Consider the following 24,104-nt stretch of genomic DNA (forward strand, 5'->3'; position numbering starts at 1 on the left):
AAAAAAATCTTGATAAGGCATAAAGATACTGCTAACTAATTCCAGACAACAAAAATCAAAATAGATTAACACCTGGCGACAGGACTGGATTAAAACAGCTCCGCTTTCGGGCACTCGATCGGGGGAGATCAAGGATGAAAATTGACATCGGGCCGGTAACCAGAATTGAAGGCCATCTCAACGTGCAAACCACCGTCGAGAACGGGGTGGTCACCGATGCCCGCTGCGAAGGAGAAATGTTCCGAGGTTTCGAGATTTTCCTCCGCGGCCGCGACCCCCTGGACTCCCAGCAGATTACCCAGCGGATCTGTGGGGTTTGCCCCTATGCCCACGCCATCGCTTCATCCTACGCCCAGGAAAATGCCTATCAACTTACCGTCCCGCCAAACGGTCGGATTCTCCACAACCTGATCCAGGGCGCCAACCATCTTTACGACTATCTGCTCCACTTTTATCAGCTCTGCGCCCTGGACTACGTCGATATCACCGCCGTGCTGCAGTACACCGGCCGGGACCCCGAGCTGAACAGGGTGCGCGACTGGGTCAAGGCCGAGGTCGACTCCGGCAAGCGCTACCCCGCCGCGCCCTTTCTGCCCCGCCTTTCGGGTAAATATCTCAACGATCCCGAGGCCAACTTCGGGGCGATCAAAAACTATCTCGAAGCGATGAGCATGGAGAAAAAGGCCAACCAGGCCGCCGCCATCTTCGGCGGCAAATTCCCCCACGCCACCGCGATCTTCCCCGGCGGCTGCACCCAGGAAGCCCGCATCGACCTGATTGTCGCCTACCAGTCGCTGATCCGGGAGGTCCGTGACTTTATTCACCATAAATACATTCCCGATGTGCTGGCGGTGGCCGGCGCCTTCCCCGAATACTGGGAGATCGGCCGCAGCAAGGGGGGCTTCCTCTCCTACGGTCACCTGCCCTTGGGGCCGGAGCTCGACAGCCGACGGCTGCTGGCCGGCGGAGTGATGTTCGACGGTCGGGTTTCGGCGGTGGATTTCGGTAAAATTCGCCAGGATGTGGGCCACGCCAAATACTCCTCTCCCAGCAACCTCACGGTCCGGGAGGCGGCCATCGTCCCCCAGCCCGGCAAAAACGGGGCCTACTCCTGGATCATGGCCCCCCGTTACGACGGCCGGATGGTGGAGGTGGGTCCCGCGGCCCGGGTCATGGTGGATTACGCCCAGGGCCACAACCCGGCCATCAAGGCTTTGGTGGAAAAGTTCGCCGGCCAGGCCAACATCAGAGCCGAGCAGCTCAACTCGGTACTGGGCCGCCACCTGAGCCGGGCGATCCTGGCGGCGGTGACCGCCGATTTCCTGCTGGCGGAGAGCGAACGGCTCACCCCCGGGGCCCCCACCATGGCCGAACTCAATCCGCCCTCCTCGGGCGAAGGCTACGGGGCCACCGAATCCTCACGCGGGGCTCTGCTCCACTACATCCGGATCGAAAACTACAAGATCGCCAAGTATGAATGCGTGGTACCAACCACCTGGAACGCTTCCCCCCGGGATGACCAGGGTAACCCGGGCGCCATGGAATCGGCCCTGATCGGCACCAGAGTGCAAACGCCGGCAGAGCAGATCGAGTCGAAAAGGATCGTCCGCTCCTTCGACCCCTGCCTGGCCTGCGCCGTCCACTAAGAGGAGTGCTTATGCTTGATCGTCGCGACTTTTTGAAACTTGCCGCCGCCCTGACCGCCGCCTTCGGCGCCAAAGGCATTCCCCAACCGGTGGCCGCGGCCCTGCAAGAGGTCGATCCCCGCTCCGTCCCCAAACTGCTTTACCTGCAGGGACTATCCTGCACCGGTTGCTCCATCTCCCTGCTCCAGGCCGATTCCCCCTCGCCGCTGGCGATGATCACCGATTATTCCCAATTGGTCTTCCACACCGACCTCTCCTCGGTATCGGGCAAGATGGCGATGGAGCTGATCGAATCGTTCATCGACGGTCGGGCCGGAGAGTACATTCTGGCCATTGAGGGGGCAATTCCGGCGGAGATGCCCGAGGCCTGCATCATCGCCCACAAACCGTTTGCCGACTACCTGGAACGGGCGGCCAAAACCATGACCGCGGCGGTGGCCATCGGTTCCTGCGCCTGCGACGGCGGCATTCCCGCCGCGGAAGGCAATCCCACCGGGGCCATCGGCCTTAGAGAGTTTTACCGCCGCCGCAACGTTGACAAGCTGGTGATCGACATCCGCGGCTGTCCGGTCCATCCCGACTGGGTCTGGCACACCATCAGCCATCTGGTCAAGGTCGGGGTTCCGGAGCTGGTTGACGGCGCCCCCAAACTCTTTTTCGAACGCCGCCTCCATGAACAGTGCCCCCGCTATTACGATTTCCAGGAGGAGATCTTTGCCGCCAAACTGGGAGAGAGGGGGTGTCTGTTCAAGTTGGGCTGCCTGGGGCCGATCACCTTTGCCGACTGCCCCACCCGCTGGTGGAACGGCGGCCGCACCTGGTGCATCGACACCAACGCCCCCTGCATCGGCTGTGCCTCCCCCAGTTTCGCCCGCCACAAAGCGCTGCCTTTCTACCGCCTCAGCGAAGGCAAAGTCAAGTGAGGGCAGAGGCCGTCACCAATACCAGACCAACGCTTAACGGAGATCTGCAATGTCAGGCAACGCCTCCAGCAAACATTCACTGATCGCTAGGGTTCTAACCGTGGTCCTGGTGGTTTTGGCCGGGGCCCTGGTCGGCGGCACCATCTTTCTCCACTCCTTCGTCAAACAGCGGCTGACCGGCAACTACCTGGACTCGGTCCACATCCTCTTCGACTCTTTCGAAGAGGGGGTGAAGGGTTCCCTGGAGCGGGGCCAGATGAAGACCTTCCTGCAACTGCTCCACCAGCAGAACGAGATTGCCGGGGTGCTGGACGCCTCCCTCTATGACGCCGGCGGCAAACTGGATATGTCATCCAGCAAAGGCGAACGTTCGGAAGAACGATTGTCCCCCGCCACCATGCAAAAGCTGGAGGCGATGACCATGGTGGCCGAGCAGCGGGGCGATCATGTCCGGCTCTACAGCCCCCAGCCGGTGGTGCCCGATTGCGTCCGCTGCCATATCGACTGGCGGGTGGGGGAGAGCGGCGGCACCCTGGCCTTGAGCTACGACCTGAGCCGGCTCAATGAAACGGTTCGTAATCTTGGTCTTTTTCTGATTTTTGGTTGCATCACCTTGCTGGTCCTGGTCAGTGTCTCCATCGCCCTGGTGCTGAACCGGATGGTCAGCCGCCCGGTTATTGCCGTGATCGACGAGCTCTCGGCCAGCGCCGGCCAGGTTTCCTCCAGCTCCCGCAGGGCGTCTGATTCCAGCCTGGCGGTGGCCGACCGCGCCTCCCAGCAGGCGGCCTCCTTGGAGCAGACCAGCGCCTCCATCGAGGAACTCTCCTCGATGACCAACAAAAACGCCGACAGCGCCGACGCAGCCAACAATCTGATGACCGAAGCCAACCAGGTGATGACCGAGGCCAACCTGGCCATGGGCCAGCTCACCGAGGCCATGGGCAAGATCACCAGCGCCAACGAAGAGACCAGCAAAATTATCAAAACCATCGACGAAATCGCCTTCCAGACCAATCTCCTGGCCTTGAACGCGGCGGTGGAGGCGGCCCGGGCCGGTGAGGCCGGGGCCGGGTTCGCGGTGGTGGCCGACGAGGTGAGAAATCTGGCGATGCGGGCGGCCGAGGCGGCCCGGCAAACCACCGCCCTGCTGGAAACCACCAACGACCGGATCGAGCGGGGGGCCCAATTGGTGGGCAGCACCGACGAGGCCTTCAAAAACGCGGCGGACAAAGCCAAGAAAACCGCCGATATCCTGGCCGAAATCGCCTCCGCCTCCAAGGAGCAGACCCAGGGGATTCAGCAGATCACCAAGGCGATCCACGAACTGGACGAAGCCACCCAGCACAATGCCGCCGAGGCCGACCAGCAGTCGCAATTGGCCCAGGAGATGGAGCAGCAGGCCGAACAGCTCAGCCATTGCGTCACCACCCTGATCCACCTGATCAAAGGACTGGAGGGACAACGGCAGGAGGACAAAGAGGGCCCCAGGCTCATCCAGGGCTGATCATTCCGGCGGTGAACGCCGTCGGTCGGCCTGCGTCTTGCGCCAGAGCCGCAGCAGATTGGCGCGGGCCTGCGGGTCATCGATGACCTCGATCATCCGGGCAAACTCCGCTTCCCGTTGCGGATCCGGCGGCGGCTCCGGATCCGCCTCCCGACCCTCCTGAGCCAGCAGCTGCCGCGCTTCCATCTCTTGGGCCAGCGCTCCATCCAGCCGGAAACGGAGGTCTTCGATCTTCTCCCGGGAGCGCAAGCGCCGGTTGATCTCCCGCAACAGGGAGCTTTTCTGAAACACCAGCTGCTGACGCCAAACCGGGTCCACCACCCGCAGCCAGAGGACCCGCTCCCGGATCACCTCCGGCTGAACGACGGCGGCCAACTCCTCCCCAACCATTTCCGGCCAGGAGAGGAAAATGGCGTGCATATCCAGGCGCTCACGCCACCGTTTTTCGCCGGCCAGATCCCCCAGCAGGGCACCAATCCGGCTGATATTCCGCTCTCGTCCCATCTTCTCTTCCCCGGCCACTGGTCATGGGCAATTCACCCCGGTCACCCCGCAAGTTAAACAAGCCTTGCCGCTTTGCCAAGAAAACATTATCATGCCGGGTTGCAAAAGCAGCCATACCATCAAGAGCCTACCCTAATTAATCACCAAGGATATCAGCATGGGATTTCGTTGCGGAATCGTCGGCCTGCCCAATGTCGGCAAATCCACCATTTTCAACGCCCTGACCGCGGCCGGAATCGAATCGGCCAACTACCCCTTCTGCACCATCGAACCCAATGTGGGGATGGTGGCGGTCCCCGATGAACGGCTGGACAAGCTGGCGGCCATGGCCAAGACCAGAAACAAGGTCAACGCCCAGATGGAGTTTGTCGATATCGCCGGCCTGGTCAGCGGGGCCAGCCAGGGCGAGGGCCTGGGCAACCAGTTTTTGGGCCATATCCGCCAGGTGGATGCCATTGCCCATGTGGTCCGATGTTTCGCCGATGACAATATCGTCCATGTCAGCGGCAAGATCGACCCTCTCCAGGATCGGGAGATCATCAACACCGAGCTGATCCTGGCCGACCTGGAAACCGTGCGCCGCCGTCAGCAGAAAACCGCCTCCCAGGCCAAATCCGGCGACAAGGTCTTCAAGGAGCAGTTGGCGGTGCTGGATGCCATGGAAAAGCACCTGGATCAAGGGCTGCCGGCCCGAACCCTGGAGCTTGACGACAGCGGCCAGACCCTGCTGCGGGAGATGTTTCTGCTCAGCGCCAAGCCGGTACTTTATGTGGCCAATGTCCCCGAGGAGCAGATCAATACCGGCAACCCCTGGGTCGAGGAGCTGACCAGGGCCGCCGCCGCCGAGCAGGCCTCGGTGGTGATGATCTCCGGGGCGATCGAAGAGGAGCTCAGCGGCCTGGATCCTGAAGAGCGCCAGGCCTTCCTGGCCGACATGGGCTTGAGCGAACCGGGACTAAACCGCCTGATCCGGACCGGCTACCAACTGCTGGGGCTGATCACCTATTTCACCGTGGGAGAGAAGGAGACCCGGGCCTGGACCATTCCCCAGAGGACCAAGGCTCCCCAGGCCGCCGGAGTTATCCATTCCGATTTTGAACGGGGCTTTATCCGGGCCGAAGTAATCTCCTGCGCTGACCTGCTGGCCTGTGGCAGCGAGGCCAAGGCCAAAGAGAAGGGGCTGTTGCGCCTGGAAGGCAAGGAGTATGTGGTGCGGGACGGTGACTGTATCAATTTCCGCTTCAATGTCTAACAAGTTGATGGTGAGGAGATCAAATGCTCAAAACCAACCGGGAACAACTGGTTTGTCAGTCGGTGATCGGCGAGATCACCTCCCCCCTGGGCGGCATCAATCCCTACCGGATCGATCCCCAGGGCCAATCCGACATCTACCCCGGAGTCGGGGGGATCACCTACAACCTGCGGGTCGGGGACAGGGCCTGCGGCCTTTTTGCCGACCACGTTGAACCCGGGGTCTCGATCAGCAATTTCACCAAGTTCCAGGGCCAGCCCGGCCCCAATCGGGCCCTCAATCTCTTCTCCTGCGCCGGCAACCTGGCCACCGTGGTATCCGGCGATGCCAAGGGCAAAAAGGGGCGGGTCACCGGTAAACACGGCGGCATCGAGCATGTCCTGCTCGACTTCCCGGCCAAGGTGCTGGAGCAGCTGGTGATCGGCGACAAGATCCAGATCCGGGCCTTCGGCTGCGGCCTTAAGCTGCTGGAGTTCCCGACGATCAAGGTGATGAACCTGGACCCGGACCTGCTGGCTCAACTGCCGCTCAAGGCGCTGAAAAACCGCCGACTGCAGGTGCCGGTAACCCACCTGGTGCCGGCGGCGATCATGGGTTCCGGCCTGGGCTCTCCCCACAGCCAGAGCGGCGATTACGATATTCAGCTGTTCGATCAACCCACGGTGGAGAAGCACGGTCTGGCTGACCTGCGCCTGGGGGATTTCGTGGCCATCACCGACGCCGATGCCACCTTTGGCAGAATCTATCGCAGCGGCGGGGTGGTGATCGGGATCGTGGTCCACTCGGACTGCGTGCTGGCCGGCCATGGCCCCGGCGTCATGGTGGTAATGTCGTCGGCCACCGGGGAGATCGAACCGGTGATCGACCCCAAGGCCAATCTGGAGCGCCACCTGCCCAAACTGAAATAACCCGCTGCCGGGGTTATATTTTTTGCATTATTCCCCCCAGTGGGGTTATAATTCTCTGATTGGCTGTTTTGGAAAGGGGCGTTCAGGGGTGCTAAGCGGATGAGCAAAACCATTCTAATAGTTGACGATTCAACGATGATCCGGCGGATTGTCAGTCAACTGGTCCAGCAGTTGGGCTATCGACCCGCCGTCGCGGAAAACGGCAGAAAAGGCTGGGAGATGGCCCTCGAACTCACCCCCGACATGGTGATCATGGACATCGAAATGCCGGAGATGGACGGCATCGAGGCCACCCGCATGATCAAAGCCGACGCCCGCACCGCTGCCATTCCGGTGGTTTTCTTCACCGCCCTGGGCGGAGAGGACAATATCCGCCAGGCCAAGGCGGCCGGCGGCAATGGTTTTCTCAACAAGCCGATCTGCAAGGAGGAGCTGGGCAAGGCCATCGACCATATCTTAGGCCTTACCACGGCCCAGCCATGAGTTCCATTCAGGATCACCTCTTCGACAGCGAATTCCTTGATCTTTCGCTCCACTACCTGAGCGAGACCCTCCAGCTCAAAATCACGGTCCTGGACAGTGACCAGCGCCCGATCATCGAAAAGGGGGAGATCGGCGGCGCGGCCGCCCGCTACTACCCCTTTAATTTTCCCCAGAATATCGGGGGCCTCTCCTGCGCCGCCCCCAACCCGGAAGCGCTGGAACGGGCCGAACCCCACATCAACTACTGCCTGGCCTCCCTCAACAGCCAACTGCTGCGGGAGATTGAACTGCGGGAGACCAGCGAGGAGATGTTGCAACTCTCCAGCCAGCTAAGCTTCCTGAGCCGGGTGGCCCTTAAGATCATCGGGGTGGAAGAGCTGGAGCAGTGCTACCGGATCACCCTGCGGGAGATCGCCGGGGCGATCAAGGCTGAACAGGCCTTTCTTAAAACCCGCGGCCGCTGGGATGAAGAGATCAGCCTGGCCCTCGCTGTTGGCCAGGACGAGAGTGTCACACTCCGGGAGAGCGAATGCCTCAAGGAGCGAGGGGGTTGCGAGCACACCATGATTTGCGCCGCCGCCGACGGCTCCTCCCTGCTCTGCTCCCCGATCCGGGAAAAGGACAACAAGATCAGGGGCCAGATGATCTTCCTGCGCCTTCCCAATCAGCGCCCGTTCTCCTCCTACGAAAAAAAACTGGTCGGCATCATCGAAAACATCATCTCGCCAACCTTCGAGACTCTGCGCCTCTACGATAGCCTCCAGGACCTCTACCTCAACACGGTCAAGGCCCTGGCCGCCGCCATCGACGCCAAGGATGAATACACCCACGGCCACTCCTTCCGGGTGGCCAAGTACGCGGTGGCCATCGGTCGCCAGCTGAAACTGGAGAGCAAGGAGATCAGCGACCTGGAGATCGCCGCCTACATGCACGACCTGGGCAAGATCGGCGTTTCCGAACAGATCCTGGGTAAGCCGGGCAAACTGACCAGCGATGAGTTCGGCCAGATCAAGCAACACCCGGTGTTCACCGACCGGATCCTCCAGCCCATCCATCTGGCTGGCCATATTCTCCAGGGGGCCATCCAGCACCACGAGCGGCTGGATGGCAGCGGCTATCCCCTGGGGCTACGGGGGCAGGAGATCTCCCTCTTTGGCCGGATCATCGCGGTGGCCGACGTCTTTGACGCCATGACCTCCAAACGGCCATATCGCGAGGCCATGGCGGTGGAAACCGCCCTTAAAACGCTCTGCCAGGATGTGGATAGCCAGTTCGACCGCAACGCGGTCCTCTCCCTGATCCAGGCCCTGCAGGCCAATATACCCAACGGCGAGCTGGGGGAACTCCATACCACCCTGCGCTTTGATGCCCTGCATAACCTCAAGCAGTTTCTGCTGGAACTGGCCGAGATTGTGGCCACGATGCCGGCCCGCTGACCGACAACGATTCGCCCCCACATTTCCACCGGTAAACCAAACAAAAGGACCAGATTCAATGGACGACAGGCAACGACTGAAAGAGATTATCCGCGAAAAATCTTACCGACAGGGCACCTTCAAGCTCTCTTCCGGCAAGGAATCCGACTTCTACATCGACGGCAAGCAGACCACCCTCTCCGCCGAAGGAGGGTGGCTCTGCGGCAAGCTGCTCTTCGAGATGATCCGCGACAACCCGAAAAAGATCGAGGCGGTGGGCGGCATGACTCTGGGGGCCGACCCCATTGTCACCGCGGTCTCCCTGGTCAGTTTTGTGGAAAAGGCCCCGATTCCGGCCTTTATTGTGCGCAAGGAGTCGAAAAAGCACGGCACCGAGGCCTATCTGGAGGGACAGAGCAACCTGCCCGAAGGGGCCACGGTGGCCCTGGTGGAGGATGTGGTAACCACCGGCGGCACCCTGCTGAAGGTGATTGAACGGGTGGAGGCCCAAGGCTACAAGGTGGGCCTGGTGGCGACCATCGTCGATCGCCAGGAAGGTGGGGCCGAAGCCCTGGCGGCCAAAGGTTACGAATTGCGGGCGATCTTCAACCGCCAAACCCTCCTGGCGGATTAAGACCCATGCTCGGCACCTCGATCCCCACCACCATGACCTGCCCCGCCTGCGAGGGACCGCTTGACATCCTGCGCTCCTGCCGGCGGGTGCGCATGGCCTGCACCAGCTGTCAACGGCAGTATCAGATCCATGAGGTGGCGGACCGGCTGGATGAACGGGCCGAAGAGGTCCTCTCCCGCTGGACCGCCATTATCTACGACTGAAACCGGGCGGTGCCCCGACCTACCATTCCACCCGCAGAATCCCCTCCAGGGGATCGACCCGGGCAATCTTGATCGGAACAATCTCGCCCGGCTGGATGTTGAGACCCCGACCCGGGGGCAGATCAGCCTCCAGCAGACAATCGGTAAGCACCACCGTCACCCGCCTGGGCCCGCCGGCCACCACCAGGGCGTCCACCCGGCTGCCCTCCTTTCCGGCCAGGTATTTAAGCAGCCAGTAGCGCTGGCGGTCCCGCCGCACCTGATTAACCCGGGGCTGACTGGTGGCCATGGCGGCGATGAAATCCAGCATGTCCGGCTCCGCGAAACGGGCCCCCTTGCCGGCCCGCAGGGCGTAAACCTGATGCTGCATCACCAGATCCAGCAGCCGCCGAATCGGCGAGGTGATGGTGGTATAGCTGGCCGCCCCCACCCCGCTGTGACGTTTGGGCCGGGTTAGCAGCTGACCGGGCTTGAGCTGCTTGCGTTGGCGCCAGATCGTGAAAATATCCTGATCATACCCCTGCACCAACCGCTGATGGGGATCGTCCTGGGCCCGGAAGAGGCCGGGGACCTGCTGCTGGGCCACATATTCCGCCGCCACCATATTGGCCAGCACCATCATCTCCGAAACCAGCAACCGGGCCGGGATATCCACATCCTCCAGCGTTACCCGGGGGTTACCCTGTCGGTCGAGACGGATGTTAACATCGGGAATGGGAAGCAACAGGGCGCCGGCCTCCAGACGGCGGCGGCGCAGGGCCCGGCTCAAGGCCAGCAGCTCCTGTAAGTCAGGATCGTCGGCCAGCAGCTCCTCCACCTGATCGTAATCCAGCCGGCGCTTTACCTCCACCACCCCGGCCACGATCCGGGAATCAACGATATCCCCGGCCGGGGTGAGGGTCACCAGAAAGCTCATGGTCGGCCGAACCTTGCCGGCCACCAGGCTGCAAAGGTCCTCGGAGAGCCGGGGGGGCAGCATCGGCACCTGGCCCTCGGGGAAGTAGAGGGAGGTCACCCGTTTCACGGCCGCGGCGAAAAGGGCCGAGCCGGGCTTGACGAAATGGGCCACGTCGGCGATATGGATGCCGACCCGAAAGTTCTCCCCCTGGCGCTCGAGATGGAGGGCGTCGTCGAGATCGCGGGTGGAAGCGCCATCAATGGTCAGCACCGACAACTCCCGCAGATCCAGCCGGCCCGCCGCCAGCAACTCCTCGCCGCTGGGCTCCCGGCAGGCCTCGGCCTCGGCCAGCTCCTCGGCGGAAAACTCCACCGGCAGCCGGGCCCGCAACAGAGGCACATTTTCATCGGGCCGCCAGTGCCCGGTTTTGACCAGCAGGCTGTAAACATCGTGGGGCCGGGTCAGGCCGGACCGTTTGAGCAGCTCCCGGGCCAGTTCCCCCTCTTCGGCTTCATTGGCATAAAGGTAGTAGTCCCGGAGCAGGGCCAGGCAAGGTTCCAGTTCCGGCCAGTCGCCCACGGCCTCCCCGGCAAAAATATTCTTGAGCTTTTCCGCTCCGACAACCAGCAGCTCTTCCCGCTGCCGCTCCTTCTCCTGGCGGGCCAGCAACTGCTCCACCACCTCGACGGGATGGGCCATCACCCGGCCATCCTTATATTTAAAGTAGAGACGATCGGTGAATACCGCCCGCAGGAAGGCGGCCACCTGGTCATCATCGGCATGGCCGCCGAAATTGAGCTCGGCCAGAAACAGGGGGTTGAAAAGCTGGTTTTTTTCGCCGGCGGCCAACTGCCAGACCATCTCAGTCTCCACCTGGGCCGTCAATTCCCGGCGACGCTGGTCGGTCTCCTGGAGGCGGCGGCGCTGCTCGTCGCGGGAGAGCCCGGCCAAGGTGGGCGAACTGGAGCTGTGGACCACCCGGGCCCCGGGCAGGTTGAGTTCCCGGCCGTTCTGGTTGAAAACTTTCAAGCGGGAAGAGGTGGCATCCAACACCACTCCGCAAATAAATTTGCCCTGTTCAACATATTCAACAATATTACCGGAAGAGGTCATGGAATAGCAGCTGGTCCGTGGAGGTGGTCGGAAAGGGGAAAGGGGGCTTTCTCCCGCGGATAGCCCGGAGGCCGAAGGGTACCCATCTACCATAAATTAACCCCCCAGTCACTTAAAACAGGGGCGAAAGAGAGCAAGATTACGGACAAAATAACCAAAAGCTGCTAAGATGGCGGCTTACCTTTATCCCGTAACCCGGAGACAACAACCATGCATAACGACCCGGCTCAAGAGATCGCCTGCGGCTTTGTGGCCCTGGTGGGCCCCCCCAACGCCGGCAAATCAACCCTGCTCAACCGCCTGCTGGGGCAGAAAATTTCCATTGTCACCCCCAAGCCCCAAACCACCCGTAACCGGATCCTGGGGGTGGTCAACGGCCCCGGCTACCAGCTGATCCTGCTGGATACCCCCGGGCTGCACCGGGCCCGCACCCCCCTTAACAGCGAAATGGTCAAAATAGCGCGCAATACGGTTAAGGAGGTGGACGCGGTGGCCTATATGATCGACGCTGGTTTACCCGATAGCGAACATCAGCGGGAGGCGGCGGAACTGCTGCGGGGGGCCGGCAAACCGGCCCTGCTGCTTTGCAACAAGATCGACCGGATCGGCAAAGAGCGGCTGTTGCCGCTGATCTCCGCCTGGCAGGAGGTTTACCCCTTCCAGGCCATCATTCCCGTCTCGGCCATGAACGGTGAGGGCTGCGAAATATTTCTCGACCAGGCCAGCCGCCTGTTGCCCACGGGACCAAGGCTGTTCCCCGATGATCTGCCCACCGATGCCAGTGAACGTTTTATCTGCGGTGAGATCATCCGGGAAAAGATCATGCTGCTGACCAAAGATGAACTGCCCTACTCGGTGGCGGTGGTGATCGAAGGTTTTTCCGAGGAGCCGGAGCGCAACCTGACCACCATCCACGCCACCATCATGGTGGAGAAGGATTCCCAGAAGGGGATTATCATCGGCAACAAGGGTTCGATGCTGCAACGGATCGGCCAGACCTCCCGGCGGGAGATCGAGGCCCTGCTGGGGGTCAAGGTGCTGCTTAAACTATGGGTGAAGGTGCAGAAAAACTGGACCGCCAACCGGCGGGTCTTGCAGGAGCTGGGATTCTAGCCGGCTCCGGCGACCAGGCGGGCGGCGGCCCAGGTCAGGACGGCCTTACTTAGACTGTTAGATCGATGCTGGAGTAACGCTGGGGCTCCTGTTGCACCCGGCGGGCCTGCTCCTCGCGGTTGGCCTGGGCCACCCCCCGATCCTCGCGTTCCATCCGGTCGGCACTCCGTTCCGGATCGGCTTGCTGCTCCGCCTCCCGGACCGGACGGGCCAGCTCCATGGCCGCGGCGGAAAAATTGGTCACCACCGCCGGGCCGATATCACTGCTCCGCCCGACTTCGCTCCGCTCGGGCTGGGCCCGGTTGGCGTCGTTGGGAACCGGGCTGCTCTCCGGACGCTCGGGCCGGGTCAACGATTGCCCCACTCCACTACTGGCATCGAGTAACATAACTGGCACCTCCAACAATTATTACCTCGTGCTAGACATCATACAACGATCGGAGAACAAAATCAAATCCCGGCCCCAAAACAAAAGCATGACCACCCTCCCCCGACTCAACCGCAGTCGTTCATTGAATATTTGAGCAAAAAGGACTATAAACAGCTGGAAATATCACCCCCTTATTTTCCCTGTTCAAGGAGATTACCGGCATGAGTGAAGTACGTGTACGCTTTCCCCCCAGCCCCACCGGCTATCTGCATATCGGCGGGGCTCGCACCGCCATCTACAACTGGCTTTTCGCCCGCAAACACGGGGGCAAGCTGGTGCTGCGCATCGAAGATACCGACGCCGAACGCTCCACCGAGGAATCGATCAAGGGGATTATCGAGGGGCTGGAGTGGCTGGGGGTGGATTGGGATGAAGGCCCCTACTTCCAATCCGCCTTTGCCGCCGAACATGTGGCGGCGGCGGAGAAGCTGCTGGCTGCGGGCCATGCCTACAAATGTTTCTGCACCAAGGAGGAGCTGGAGGCCCGGCGGGAGGCGGCGGCCGCCGCCAAGGCCGACTACCGTTACAACGGCGCCTGCCGCGAGCTGAGCCCGGAAGAGGTGGCGGCCAAGGAGGCGGCTGGCCTGCCGGCGGTGATTCGTTTCAAGGTGCCCCAGGGCGAAGGGGGAGTGGCCTTCAACGACGTGGTTTACGGCGGCGTCGAGCGCAACTATCGCGATATTGAAGATTTCGTGATCGTGCGTTCCAACGGTCTGCCCCTCTACCTGCTCTGTAACGTGGTGGATGATATCCGCGACCGGATCAGCCATGTGATCCGCGGCCAGGACGGCCTGGTCAATACCCCCCGCCAGATTCTGCTCTACCGGGCCCTGGGGACCACTCCCCCGACCTTTGCCCATATGCCGCTGACCCTGGACTTGAAAAAGGCCAAAATCTCCAAGCGCAGCCACGGCGAGATTGTGGCGGTCCAGTTCTACCGGGACCACGGCTTTCTGCCCTGGGCCCTGGTCAACTTCCTGGTCCTGCTGGGCTGGTCCGCCGGTGATGACCGGGAGATCTTTTCCAAGGAGGAGCTGATCGAAGCCTTTACCCTTGAGGGGGTCAACCGGGCCAACTCGATCTTCAACTACAGGAAGGATGACCCCAAATTCTTCACCGACCCCAAGGCGATCAACATCAACGCCCACTATCTGCGAACCATTCCGGTGGCGGAACTGGCCCAACGGGTCAGGCCGGTGCTGGAGAAGGAGGGACTCTGGGATCCCGCCTATGAAGGGGAGAAACAGGAATGGTTTCACAAAACCCTGGAGATGAGCCGGGAGCGGTTCCACACCCTCACCGACTTCGCCACCCTCGGCCGGGCCTGGTTCGCCGATGATTTCTCCATGGATGAGACCGCCCTGCAGAAAAACCTGCTCAAACACCCGCAGATGAAGGAGTGGCTGCCCCAACTGGCCCAACGTTTTGCCGCCCTGCCCGAGATCACCCATGACGAGGCGGAGCGGGTGGCCCGGGAATTCGCCGAGGAACACGGGGTCAAACCGGGAGTTCCGATCAACGCCGCCCGGGCGGTGATCACCGGCCAGAACAAGGGCCCCAGCATGTTCGAGGTGTTCGCTCACCTTGACAGGGAGAAGGTGGTGCAACGCCTGCGGGAAGCGGGAAAATATTTCGAGGGACAAAGCTGATGAGTCAAACAGAGCTTGGAGGTCCGGCCGATTTTATCCGGGCGATCATCGCCGAGGACCTGGCCCGGGGTAAACATGAGCAGATCGTCACCCGCTTTCCGCCGGAGCCCAACGGTTATCTCCATATCGGCCACGCCAAATCGATCTGCCTCAACTTCGGAATCGCCAAGGAGAATACCCCGGCCCGCTGCCATCTCCGTTTCGATGACACCAATCCGACCAAAGAGGAGCAGGAGTATGTGGAGTCGATCAAGGAGGATGTGCGCTGGCTGGGTTTCGACTGGGGCGAGCACCTCTATTTCGCCTCCGACTATTTCGCCCAGCTGTACGACTATGCCGAACAGTTGATCAGCCAGGGTAAGGCCTACGTCTGTGATCTGCCCGCCGATCAGATCCGAGCCACCCGCGGCACCCTCACCGAACCGGGCCAAAACAGCCCCTACCGGGAGCGGAGCGTGGCGGAAAACCTCGATCTTTTCCGGCGGATGCGGGCCGGGGAGTTTGCCGACGGCAGCCGGGTCCTCAGGGCCAAGATCGACATGGCCTCGGGCAACCTCAACCTGCGCGATCCCGTGCTCTACCGGATCATGCATACCAGCCACCATCGCAGCGGCGACCAGTGGTGCATCTACCCCATGTACGACTTCACCCATCCCATCTCCGACGCCCTGGAGGGGGTCACCCACTCCCTCTGCACCCTGGAGTTCGCCGACCACCGCCCCCTTTACGACTGGTTCCTGGCCAACCTGCCGGTGCCGGCCCAACCCCGCCAGATCGAATTCGCCCGCCTCAACCTGGGCTACACCGTGGTCAGCAAGCGCAAACTGCTGCAACTGGTCAACGAGGGCCATGTGGCGGGCTGGGACGATCCCCGGATGCCCACCATCTCGGGAATCCGCCGCCGGGGTTATCCCCCCGAGGCGATCCGCGGCTTCTGTGACAGGATCGGGGTGGCCAAGAAGGAGAGCCTGGTTGACGTGGCCCTGCTGGAGCACTGCGTGCGGGAGGAGCTGAATCAACGGGCCCTGCGGGTGATGGGGGTGCTCAACCCCCTAAAGGTGGTGATCAGCAACTACCCGGAGGGGCAAAGCGAAGAGCTTACCGCCCAGAACCACCCCCAGCAGCCGGAACTGGGGCAGCGCCAAATCCCTTTCAGCCGGGAGATCTTCATCGAACGGGACGATTTCATGGAGGAGCCGGCCAAAAAATTCTTCCGCCTGGCCCCGGGCCGGGAGGTCCGGCTGCGTTACGCCTATTTCATCAAATGTGACGAGGTGATCAAGGATGCCAGCGGCGAGATTGTCGAGCTACGCTGCACCTATGATCCCCAAACCCTGGGCGGTTCCGCCCCCGACGGTCGCAAGGTAAAGGGCACCATCCACTGGGTTGACGCCGCCCGGTCGATTGAGGCCGAAGTCCGCCTCTATGACCGGCTCTTCACCGAGGAGAGCCCGGAAAAGGGGGGCCGCGATCTCACCAGCTCCCTTAACCCCGACTCCCTGACGGTTCTCTCCGACTGCCGTCTGGAACCAGGTTTGGCCGAGGCGACAACCGGTCAGCATTTCCAGTTTGAGCGCCAGGGTTACTTCTGCCTCGACCCCAAGGATTCGCGGCCCGGCCGGCCGGTTTTCAACCGCAGCGCCACCCTGCGCGACACCTGGGAAAAAGTGAAGGGCAGCTGAGGCGACCATGCGCTGCCCCAGATGTGGAGAGCGGATCGAAAGCCGCCGCAACCCGGTGCCCACCGTCGATATCATCATTGAGGCGGGGACGGGCATTGTCCTGATTGAGCGCCGCAATCCGCCGCCGGGCTGGGCCCTGCCCGGCGGCTTTGTCGATTACGGCGAAAGCCTGGAAGCGGCGGCCATCCGCGAGGCCCGGGAAGAAACCGGGCTTAAGGTGGAGCTTATCGGCCAGTTCCACACCTACTCCGATCCGGCCCGCGACACCCGGCTGCACACGATCAGCACGGTCTTTATCGCCAGGGCCCAGGGGGAGCCACAAGCCGGCGACGACGCCGCCGCGGCGGCCATCTTCACCGCGGACAACCTGCCGCCCCTGGCCTTCGATCATGCCAAAATTCTGGCCGACTATTTCCGCCACAAGGCAGTTGACTAACCGGGCCGGGCATGGTTTAAGGGAAACCGACAAGGGGCTGTAGCTCAGCTGGGAGAGCGATGCGTTCGCAATGCATAGGTCAGGGGTTCGAGCCCCCTCAGCTCCACCAAAAGATCAAGGGCGACTCCGCCAATCGGAGTCGCCTTTTTTTATAAATTCTCCGCCTCCCGGGCGCAGGCGAGGCAGACCAGGGAGCTGGGGTCCACCCGCAACCGCCCTTCGGCGATCTCGTCGTCGCACTGCATGCAGTAGCCGTAATCGCCCCGTTTGATCCGGCCCAGGGCGGCTTCGATCCGCTGGCGCTCCTGGCCGGCCAGCCGGGCCCCGGCCCGGGAGATCGCCTGTTGCTGCATGGCGTCCATCCGGGAGAGCCGGCCCACACACTCCTGATCAAGCTCCCGGGGGGCGCTTTCCCCCCGGGCGGCTTCCTGTTCGGCCTTAATGACCGCCAACCGATCCTCGAGACGCTGCTTGAAATATTCCAGATCGAGATCCCGACCCATATTTTTTCTCCTCTGCTCATCAGATGTATTGCCTGGTCTTGCCCCCCACTATACCCGATCACCAACCCGCTCTGCCAGGACTGTTCCCAAGCCCTCAATTCTCAAGCCAAAAGCCATTGGCGATAGCGGGGAGCCAGGGTGGGCCAGTCGTAGGGGGCGGTAAGCGCCACCGCCTGCTCCCGGGCCAAGCGGCCGGCCCGGCAGGCGGCCTTAAGGGCCGGCAGCAGCTCTTCATCATCGGCATAAAGATATGGAGCGGGAAACAGTTCCGGATAGGCCAGGCGGGCCGGCAACAAAGGCCGGCAACCGGCTCGCACCGCTTCCAGCACCGCCAGGCCGAAAAACTCGTGGGCGGCGGTGGAAACCACCAGGTCGGCCTGGCCGAGCAACCGGTAGTAGGCGATTCGATCGGCCACAAAACCGCAGTGGAGCAGGTGCTCCGGCAGGTCTTGCCTAATTCGGGCAAATACTTCACCCCCCCGGACAAACTCCTGGCCGGCAATAATCAAGCGGAAGGGGAAATTATCGGCCGCCAGCCGGCGGATGGCGGCGCCGAAGAGTTCCGGCTGCTTATCATGTTCCCAGCGATGGTTCCAGAGGATCACCGGCGGACCGGGGGGGCGATGAGTTGGCCCAACGGCATCAATGGCCGCCAGATCGAGACCCGGCGGCAGGACTACGCTCTGCCGGGCGATCCGTTCCACGCTGTCTAAAAGGGGCATATCCGGGGCCTTGGCCAGCACCTCCCGGCAGCCGGCCAGGAAGGTGGCCAGGTTGTAGGCGGAGTTGAAGGCGAGCCGATCAGCGGCCAGGGCGGTGGTGTAGTTGGTCAGGGCAAAATGGAGATCGCGGTAATCTTCGACCCGCACCGGATAGGCAAACTGATTTTCGTGGAAGTAAGCCGTCAGCGGCACCCCCTGCCAGGTGGCGGGCAGCAGGGCCTTGAGGGCCGCCAGATCCAGCAGGGATGAGCAGAGAATCCGCGCGGGCTTCGCCAACTCGCCGGCCGCCACCCGCCGGGCGATCACTTCCGCCAGCAGGGGGGCGGCCAACCGCATCCGCCATTTCCAGCCCCGGGCCGGCAAGGTCAGCAGCTCAAAGCGGCAATCCCGGGCCAGGGCCCCCTGCAAGCCGGTGAGAAAACGGCGGTGGGAGCCACCGAAATAGGGCTCCAGGACCAGAATAAGCGGCAGGGCCGAGTCCGAGCTCATGAAATCACCTCGATAATTCCGGCCGCCGCCGGCAACTCCAATCTCATCACTACACTACTTGAGGCGCATCAGGGTATCGAAGATCTCGTCGGCGGTGGTGATCGACTTGGAATTGGCCTGGAAGATCCGCTGGGTCATCATCAGATCGACAAATTGCCGGCCCAGATCCACATTGGAAGTTTCCAGGGAGTTGCCCATAACCTTGCCAAAACTGCCGCTGCCCGCCGCTCCCATCACCACCTCTCCCGCCTCGGCGGTGGCCCGGTAGGCGTTGCCACTGGCCAGGGTCAGCCCCCGGTAGTTGGCAAAATCGGCCAGCATCACCTGGGCCTGCTCAAACTGCTGGTTATTGGAGTAGTAGCCGACAATGGTACCGTCCGCCTTGACCGAGATATTCTGCAAAACTCCCGCCCCGAAGCCATCCTGGCCCTGGGCGATGGTGGCGGACGCCACCGCGTAATTGGTGGTGCGAATCGGACTCAGCTCAAATCCCTCGCCCTCCCTCACCTCAAAGGGCGCCCCATCCTCGCCAAAAGGTCTGGCCAGATCTGGATTTTCCGCCGGGCTGTTGCCGGCGGCGTCCCGGTAAGTGATCCCGGCAACCGTCAGTTGACTCTCCCCGGGATTAAGGTCATGGAGTTCCAACTGACCGTTTCTCACCAGAGCCGTGCAGTTGAAGGCGCTCTCCAGCCTGATCAGCAGATCCTCCACCCGCTGACCATACTCCACCACGTAGGTCAGCTCCACCTCCTGGCCCGCCCCGGTGAGGCCGCTGAAGGTCAACTGGTCCCCCTCCTGGATTCGATTACCATCCCGGTCGTATACACTCTCCCACAGGGTCATGGCCGAGATCGCCGGTCCTTCGACCCCGGTGGCGTCGGCCCTGGCCCCAGCGGGGCTGGTGGCCTGCCGGGCGGCCAGGGTGGTTCCGAAATCGATGGTTGAATTCAGGTTGGCGCCGGTGCCGCTGAGATTATAGGCAAAGGAGTAAAGACCGCTCTGGGGATCGGCCGCCAGCAGGTTGTCCTGCTCGGGAACCAGCTCACCAGCCGGCGGCACATTCCAGGCCTGGATATCCAGCATCTCCCCGTTGCTGTTGAAGAGCAACCGACCGTAAAGCAGAGCCCCGGCCCCCTGCTCCGGGCTGTCGCCATCATTGTAACGCGTTCCGTTGTCGTCGAGCAGCCGCCGATCCAGGACCGGATCGTGGGTGACCATGAACTCCCACTCGTTGGCGCTGGCGGTCCGATCGAAATAGACCACCAGGTCAAAGTTCTGCCCCTGATCGTCAAAGGCCCGGATCGTCGTCTGATAGGCGTACTGATCGGCGGCCAGGGGTGGGCTGGCTGTCCCGTCCCAGGCCGCGTAAAGGGGGGGATTGACCGCCTCGGGGACAAACGGTCTGTTTTCCAGGTTGACGGCCAGATTGACATTGGCGGTGGCCTGGGGCATCGATTGGCGGCGAATCAGAATATCTTCGATATTGCCACTGGGATTGGCCACCGAGCCCAGGTTGATCCCCTGCACATAACGGCCATCGGGGGTAACCAGGTTATAGGTTCCCTCGGGGGTGCCCGGCAACAGCTCCAGATTGAACTGCCCGTCACGGCCATAAAGGGTTTCGCCCTCCCGGGGATCACGGAGCATGAAAAAGCCCTGACCGCTAATGGCCATATCGGTACTCTTGCTGGTGGCCTCAAACTGACCCGGCAGGAAATTCTTGCTGATGGCGGCGATCTGGGAGCCGTTGCCGACCTCCCCGAAACGGGCCTGGGAAGAGGTTAACACACTCTGAAAGGTGGTCTGGGCGGCCTTGTAGGAGACGGTGTTGACGTTGGCGATATTATCACCCAACACCGCCATGTTACCGGACATGCTGTTGAGCCCGCTCATTCCATTGTACATGATGTTGTGCAGCGCCATAATCGCCTCCCGCCGGACCAAGGGTTAAAAAACTCTCACCCCTGCCCATAAGCAATTAGCGTGCCAGATTCCGGCGGTATTTTTTGCCGCCATCGCTCTCAATCCAGGCCATGCAGATAGTTGAAGTTGCTCAGGGCCACCCGCGAACGCCCCTTTTTTCCGGCCTGGCGCAGCAGGGGCAGCAGCTCCGGCCGGGATACCTGAAGATGGCGCAGGTCGATCACCCCATAGGCCAGGCCGGCGGCGGCCAGTTCGGCAACATGGGGCAGCAGGGAAAAGGGTTTGTCCGCCAGGGCCAGGGTCTGACCGGACTCCCGGGTCAACACCAGGCCCTCATTCCGGGGGGAGAGCAGTGGCGTCTGATAACGAAAATGGATGGAATCCAGCCGGGAGGTAAACAGCGGCGGCCGGCCGTGGATGGTCATCCCCAGTTGGCCGGGCCGGGCCCGGCCCAGCAGGGCCAGGGTCGAGCGATCAACCTCCACCGCCGCCTGGGCACTGGCCAGCCCCGCCTGCTTGCAGATATCCCAGGCCAGGCTGTTGAGAAGATTAAGGGGGTAATCGCCATGAATGATCAGCCCGGCCGCCCGACCCCGTTTGAGGCCCGGCCGTTTTTCATCGCTCCGGGCAAACAGGCGCACCTGGGCGAGATGCCCGATCTGCCAGGCATGGAAGCCTTTGGCCCGCAGGGCGGGGATCTGCTCCCGGTAAAAAGGGAGGTCGGCCTCGAGAATAACCGGAGGCAGGGCCCAGATAATTCGGGCGGCCAGATTGCGCAGCACCTTGCCCGCGGCCAGAAAACGGGGCAAGGTTTCGGGGGTGAGCGTCAGCACCACCCGGGCCACCTGTTCGGGCAGCCGCTGTTTTAGGAGCTGGGGATCATCCAGCTTAAGCCAGAACGGAAGGGGGGCCGTCTCACCACCGGTTCTCTTGGCCCCCCTCCTCCGCTCCGTAAGCGCCCCCGAACCGAGCAAGGCCCCGATCTCCCGCCGGGGGGGACGGGCCGCCAATCTGGCGGCCAGACGACGATGGGAGTCCCGCACCACCAGATCACGCCGGGCGGCGGCCTTGCGGCGTTCGGCCGAATCAACCTTATAGAGGCTGTCGCCGACTCGAGCGGCTTCCGGCAGCAGAATTTCCACCGCCGCCAGGGCCCCACCCCCACCGGGGGACTTGCCCCCGGACCGTCCCGGCCGCAGCTCCTTGGCGGTAAAGGCCAGCCGTTCCCCGCTCCCCTCCCGGTGCAGGCGGAGCCGATCCCCTTGCCGCAAAGGATGGCGAGGGGCCAAGGTGGCCCAGCGGTCACGCTGAGCGACAATCTTGCCCAGAAAGAGCCCGACATTGCCGGAATGGGCCGGGCTGACCAGATCCTTGGGGGGCAACTGAAAGAAACCGGCTCCGCTGCGGCGCCCCATCGCCTCCCGCAGCAACTCCCGCCCCTCGGCCAGGGCCGCCGCCGGTACCTCATCGGCGGCCCCTCCCCCTCCGGCCCGGGTCGCCGAAGCCGCCAAAGCGTCCAGCACCAAACGATAGGCCCGCACCACCCGGTCCACGTACTGGGCGCTCTTCATCCGGCCCTCGATCTTCACCGAACCCACCCCGGCCCGGGCCAGGGCCGGCAGCAGTTCCAGGGCATCCAGGTCGTTCATCGAAAAAAGGTAGCCCGATTTATCGGCCCAGCGATAGAGCCGGCGGCAAGGCTGCACGCAACGGCCCCGCAACCCGCTTTTACCCCCCAGGTAGCTGCTGAACAGACAAAGGCCGGAATAGCTGAAACACATGGCCCCATGAACAAACACCTCCAGTTCCACCCCGGTTTGGCGGTGAATGGCGGCAATCTCCGGCAAGGAGAGTTCCCGGGCCAGCACCACCCGGGCAAAACCCATCCCGGCAAACTGCTCCACCGCCAGGCTGTTGTGGGCTCCCAGCAGGGTGCTGGCATGGAGGCGGATTTGCGGAAAAAAACGGCGACAGAGGGCGTAAAGCCCCAGATCCTGGATAATCAGGGCGTCGATCTTGAGAGCGGCCAGCAGTTCGACGGTGGCGGCGGCCCCGGCCAGCTCATTCTCCTTGAGCAGGCTGTTCATCGCCGCGTAGACCTTGACTTTGCGGCCATGGGCGTATTCCAGCATGGCGGCCAGTTCCGCCGGGGTGAAATCCCGGGCCAGGGCCCGGGCATTGGCGCCCGGAGCCCCGATATAGACCGCGTCGGCGCCGGCGGCAACCGCCGCCTCGAAGGCCTCCAGGCTGCCGGCGGGGGCCAACAGTTCCATTTTCATCGCTGGTCGCCGGAGATGGGGAGAATGAAGTAGAAGTTGTTACCCATCTCGGTGGGCTCGTAACCCACCACGCCGCCATGGATCTCCACCACCTGCTTGATGAAGGCCAGACCGTGGCCGGTACCGGGTTTGGCCAAGCCGGAACGGCCGCGAAAACCGTCGGTATAGAGCGACCCTGCCTCCTTTTGGTCAAGATGCTCACCGGTGGTGAAGACGTTGAACTTGATCCCGTCCTGGCCCGGCCCGAAATAGTTGGGCAGAAATTCACGCCCGTAGGCCATCAGCTTGGTCTCATCGCCGCTCCCGGAGGGAACGGGGGCGGTGTATTTCTCGGCATTGGAAAAAAGGTTGGCATAGACCTGGGAGAGCAGGCCGACATCCACCTTCAGCGGAATCTCCTCGTCACGCATATCGCTGGGCTGGGCGATCCTGATCCCCTGCCTGATCAGGCGATTACCGTAATGATCCAGCTGGGGGTTGATGATCTCCTTTTCGATGGAGCACATCCGGGGCCGCAGCACCAGATGGCCCTTGCTGAAATGGTCGCGCCGGAAGAGGCTTTCCAGGAAGAGGCTGTAGTTGTTGTAGTGTTCCAGCATCTCCCGGTGGTTGGCGGCCAGATCGTCATAGAGGATATCCAGCCGCTCCTGAATCAGGCCGCAGGTTTTATCGTCGCAAGCGTTGACCCCGGCCTGGCGCATCCGGGAAAACTCCAGGCTGAGCTGCTCCAGTTCATTGAGCCGCTTGCGCAGCTTGTTGAAGAGATGCCGGAAGTGGATATTGGGGGTGATCACGTTGTGCTCGATATCCATCACCAGATTGTTAATAAATTTGAGGTGACGAATATTTTGCTGAGCAATCAGGCGGTTGTGAAGGTTGTACCCGATGCGGTTGGCGTATTTGCGGAGAAAAAAGCGTTGATCGCGGCTGAGCTCGGCCCCGGCGGAGATCTCCAGCATCCCCATCACCAGATCGGTGAGCGAACGGGGTTCCCCACTCTCCTGGTTCGAGGGTTTGCGCTGGATCGGCACCACCAGTGAGCGGTTCAGGCTATAGGTGTGGCAGCCCAGACGCATCCCCTGGGGGGAGGGCAAGGGGGGGCTCACCAGCCCCTTGGCGCCGTCGCAGACCAGGGAGAGGGCATCCCGCCGTTCGTTGAGCAGGTGCAGACGGCAGGAGAGCTTGAGAAAAACCACCGGCACGATGACGCAGACCCGGTAGAAATCCTCCATGGCGTCATACTCCTGGGCCAGGTCGAAAAAGGCGCGCAGGGCGGCATTCTGGCCATGGGAGAAGTTGTAGCGTTGATAGCTCTTCTCCTTCTCCCTGACCCGCGACAGCACCCTTTCCAAGGCCTGTCGCTCTATTTCGGGGGCGGACTCGCGCATGGGGGGC

At 62.3% G+C, this 24,104-nt stretch carries 21 protein-coding genes and 1 tRNA gene; 14 read left to right on the forward strand and 8 right to left on the reverse strand.

What is annotated here, in order from left to right:
• Positions 1-134: 134 nt before the first annotated feature.
• From ACHHRT_RS06590 to ACHHRT_RS06600, 3 genes are read left to right on the forward strand one after another with little or no spacing between them, the layout of a single operon-like run.
• Positions 135-1,646 carry a nickel-dependent hydrogenase large subunit gene (locus ACHHRT_RS06590; RefSeq protein WP_395498959.1) on the forward strand — a complete coding sequence of 504 codons (1,512 nt, stop codon included), beginning with the start codon at positions 135-137 and terminating at the stop codon, positions 1,644-1,646.
• An 11-nt stretch (positions 1,647-1,657) separates the two neighbouring features.
• Positions 1,658-2,569, forward strand: coding sequence for a hydrogenase small subunit (locus ACHHRT_RS06595; protein WP_395498960.1), 912 nt, complete (start codon positions 1,658-1,660; stop codon positions 2,567-2,569).
• Between the two features lie 49 nt (positions 2,570-2,618).
• Positions 2,619-4,073, forward strand: coding sequence for a methyl-accepting chemotaxis protein (locus ACHHRT_RS06600; protein WP_395498961.1), 1,455 nt, complete (start codon positions 2,619-2,621; stop codon positions 4,071-4,073).
• Here the strand turns inward: ACHHRT_RS06600 and ACHHRT_RS06605 are convergent, their stop codons facing one another.
• Complete coding sequence (locus ACHHRT_RS06605) at positions 4,074-4,577, reverse strand: DciA family protein (RefSeq protein ID WP_395498962.1); 504 nt, start codon at positions 4,575-4,577, stop codon at positions 4,074-4,076.
• 157 nt (positions 4,578-4,734) lie between these two features.
• On the opposite strand from ACHHRT_RS06605, the gene ychF reads away from it, so the two are divergent.
• The 6 genes from ychF to ACHHRT_RS06635 all read left to right on the forward strand — a co-directional run bounded on the left by ychF (position 4,735) and on the right by ACHHRT_RS06635 (position 9,472).
• Positions 4,735-5,829, forward strand: a complete 1,095-nt coding sequence (ychF, locus tag ACHHRT_RS06610; protein ID WP_395498963.1) for a redox-regulated ATPase YchF — start codon at positions 4,735-4,737, stop codon at positions 5,827-5,829.
• Positions 5,830-5,852: 23 nt separating this feature from the next.
• Positions 5,853-6,737, forward strand: coding sequence for a DUF4438 domain-containing protein (locus ACHHRT_RS06615; protein ID WP_395498964.1), 885 nt, complete (start codon positions 5,853-5,855; stop codon positions 6,735-6,737).
• Between the two features lie 99 nt (positions 6,738-6,836).
• On the forward strand, positions 6,837-7,220 hold the full coding sequence (locus tag ACHHRT_RS06620) for a response regulator (RefSeq protein ID WP_395498965.1): 384 nt from the start codon (positions 6,837-6,839) through the stop codon (positions 7,218-7,220).
• Positions 7,217-8,656, forward strand: a complete 1,440-nt coding sequence (locus tag ACHHRT_RS06625; protein WP_395498966.1) for an HD-GYP domain-containing protein — start codon at positions 7,217-7,219, stop codon at positions 8,654-8,656. Before ACHHRT_RS06620 ends, ACHHRT_RS06625 begins: the two co-directional genes overlap by 4 nt.
• 58 nt (positions 8,657-8,714) lie before the next feature.
• Positions 8,715-9,269: an orotate phosphoribosyltransferase gene (pyrE, locus tag ACHHRT_RS06630; protein WP_395498967.1), complete on the forward strand. Its 555-nt coding sequence runs from the start codon at positions 8,715-8,717 to the stop codon at positions 9,267-9,269.
• 5 nt (positions 9,270-9,274) lie between these two features.
• Positions 9,275-9,472, forward strand: coding sequence for a dual CXXC motif small (seleno)protein (locus ACHHRT_RS06635; protein WP_395498968.1), 198 nt, complete (start codon positions 9,275-9,277; stop codon positions 9,470-9,472).
• Between the two features lie 19 nt (positions 9,473-9,491).
• On the opposite strand, the gene ACHHRT_RS06640 is transcribed toward ACHHRT_RS06635, so the two are convergent.
• A complete protein-coding gene (locus ACHHRT_RS06640) occupies positions 9,492-11,483 on the reverse strand; it encodes a ribonuclease catalytic domain-containing protein (RefSeq protein ID WP_395498969.1) in 1,992 nt (663 codons plus the stop codon).
• A gap of 210 nt (positions 11,484-11,693) precedes the next feature.
• Between ACHHRT_RS06640 and era the strand changes: the two genes are divergently transcribed.
• Entirely contained in the window at positions 11,694-12,596 is a 903-nt protein-coding gene (era, locus tag ACHHRT_RS06645) for a GTPase Era (protein ID WP_395498970.1), read from the forward strand.
• A gap of 49 nt (positions 12,597-12,645) precedes the next feature.
• On the opposite strand, the gene ACHHRT_RS06650 is transcribed toward era, so the two are convergent.
• Positions 12,646-12,984: a hypothetical protein gene (locus ACHHRT_RS06650; protein ID WP_395498971.1), complete on the reverse strand. Its 339-nt coding sequence runs from the start codon at positions 12,982-12,984 to the stop codon at positions 12,646-12,648.
• A gap of 203 nt (positions 12,985-13,187) precedes the next feature.
• Here ACHHRT_RS06650 and gltX point away from each other — a divergent pair, with 203 nt between their 5' ends.
• The 4 genes from gltX to ACHHRT_RS06670 all read left to right on the forward strand — a co-directional run bounded on the left by gltX (position 13,188) and on the right by ACHHRT_RS06670 (position 16,902).
• On the forward strand, positions 13,188-14,675 hold the full coding sequence (gene gltX, locus ACHHRT_RS06655) for a glutamate--tRNA ligase (RefSeq protein ID WP_395498972.1): 1,488 nt from the start codon (positions 13,188-13,190) through the stop codon (positions 14,673-14,675).
• A complete protein-coding gene (locus tag ACHHRT_RS06660; RefSeq protein WP_395498973.1) occupies positions 14,675-16,357 on the forward strand; it encodes a glutamine--tRNA ligase/YqeY domain fusion protein in 1,683 nt (560 codons plus the stop codon). The genes gltX and ACHHRT_RS06660 overlap by 1 nt, the downstream gene beginning before the upstream one ends.
• 7 nt (positions 16,358-16,364) lie before the next feature.
• Entirely contained in the window at positions 16,365-16,793 is a 429-nt protein-coding gene (locus tag ACHHRT_RS06665) for an NUDIX domain-containing protein (RefSeq protein WP_395498974.1), read from the forward strand.
• 33 nt (positions 16,794-16,826) lie between these two features.
• Positions 16,827-16,902, forward strand: a tRNA-Ala gene (locus ACHHRT_RS06670).
• Between the two features lie 40 nt (positions 16,903-16,942).
• Here the strand turns inward: ACHHRT_RS06670 and ACHHRT_RS06675 are convergent.
• From ACHHRT_RS06675 to ACHHRT_RS06695, 5 genes are all read right to left on the reverse strand, one after another.
• On the reverse strand, positions 16,943-17,296 hold the full coding sequence (locus ACHHRT_RS06675) for a TraR/DksA family transcriptional regulator (protein ID WP_395498975.1): 354 nt from the start codon (positions 17,294-17,296) through the stop codon (positions 16,943-16,945).
• 101 nt (positions 17,297-17,397) lie between these two features.
• Positions 17,398-18,507 (reverse strand): tRNA-queuosine alpha-mannosyltransferase domain-containing protein, encoded by a 1,110-nt coding sequence (locus ACHHRT_RS06680; protein WP_395498976.1) that lies wholly within the window; start codon positions 18,505-18,507, stop codon positions 17,398-17,400.
• 54 nt (positions 18,508-18,561) lie between these two features.
• Positions 18,562-20,430 carry a flagellar hook protein FlgE gene (locus tag ACHHRT_RS06685; protein ID WP_395498977.1) on the reverse strand — a complete coding sequence of 623 codons (1,869 nt, stop codon included), beginning with the start codon at positions 20,428-20,430 and terminating at the stop codon, positions 18,562-18,564.
• 98 nt (positions 20,431-20,528) lie between these two features.
• Positions 20,529-22,709 (reverse strand): peptidase U32 family protein, encoded by a 2,181-nt coding sequence (locus ACHHRT_RS06690; protein WP_395498978.1) that lies wholly within the window; start codon positions 22,707-22,709, stop codon positions 20,529-20,531.
• Positions 22,706-24,097 (reverse strand): sensor histidine kinase, encoded by a 1,392-nt coding sequence (locus ACHHRT_RS06695; protein WP_395498979.1) that lies wholly within the window; start codon positions 24,095-24,097, stop codon positions 22,706-22,708. The genes ACHHRT_RS06690 and ACHHRT_RS06695 overlap by 4 nt, the downstream gene beginning before the upstream one ends.
• Between the last annotated feature and the right edge of the window lie 7 nt (positions 24,098-24,104).

The sequence above is a fragment of the Desulfurivibrio modestus genome (assembly GCF_044068625.1).
In the GTDB taxonomy this organism is placed as follows: Bacteria; Desulfobacterota; Desulfobulbia; order Desulfobulbales; family Desulfurivibrionaceae; genus Desulfurivibrio.